Here is a 671-nt window from a genome sequence, read left to right as displayed (position 1 = left end):
CAAGTCTTTCTTGGCTGAGTATATTTTGGCATTGGACACCTCGTCAGTTTGACTTTGGTGTCCGTTAAAGCGGGGGAAGATCATTTGTCCGTAGCATACACTTGTTAGGAGTTACCATATTCGGAACTCTGATTTCTTCGCAAAAGTTATATATTCAGACAGAAATTCTTTATCATTTTCATCAACTTCCATTGGAATACCAGCTTTTTTAAACTCTTTGGCCATAGCTTTTGCAACATTAATTTTATTTGGGTCTACTAAATATGTTTCTAATGCACTAGCCATATTTTTTGCGTCAGCTTCAGAAACCAGCTGACCCTCAGACATATCATATGCACCTTTCCATTCGCCCTTCCAGCCTTCTGGAGGTAAAGTTCCCTTTTCTTTCCAACCATATTCGATAGCGATATTCAGGTAAAAAGCCCACCCAATATTTGAAAAATCAAACTCTAATCCTTCTGAGTTTTTTAACTCGATGCTCATTTTTCACCATATCCTAACGCCTTGCTCAGTTGCGCAGCGGTTGTAGTGGATTTTTGTGCGACAATGAGCGCAGCGAATGCACAAAAAAGAACGTAGACCGATACTGATCTTGCCCCGATAAAACGGACACGTTCATTTTCATGCTGCTATTTGCTCGTATTCCATCGGTGAGCAGTAACCGATTCCCG

At 40.7% G+C, this 671-nt stretch carries 1 protein-coding gene; it reads right to left on the bottom strand.

From position 1 onward, the window contains the following. Window positions 1-111: 111 nt before the first annotated feature. The gene (locus NYR02_RS18360) at window positions 112-483 is read right to left on the bottom strand and encodes a hypothetical protein (protein ID WP_260977823.1); all 372 of its coding nucleotides are present in this window, start codon (window positions 481-483) and stop codon (window positions 112-114) included. Window positions 484-671: the final 188 nt, after the last annotated feature.

The sequence above is a fragment of the Thalassolituus pacificus genome (assembly GCF_025318105.1).
GTDB classification, from domain to species: Bacteria; Pseudomonadota; Gammaproteobacteria; order Pseudomonadales; family Oceanobacteraceae; genus Venatoribacter; species Venatoribacter pacificus.
The sequence above is the reverse complement of the archived record's forward strand: the minus strand, read 5'-3'. Positions and strand labels throughout refer to the sequence as shown.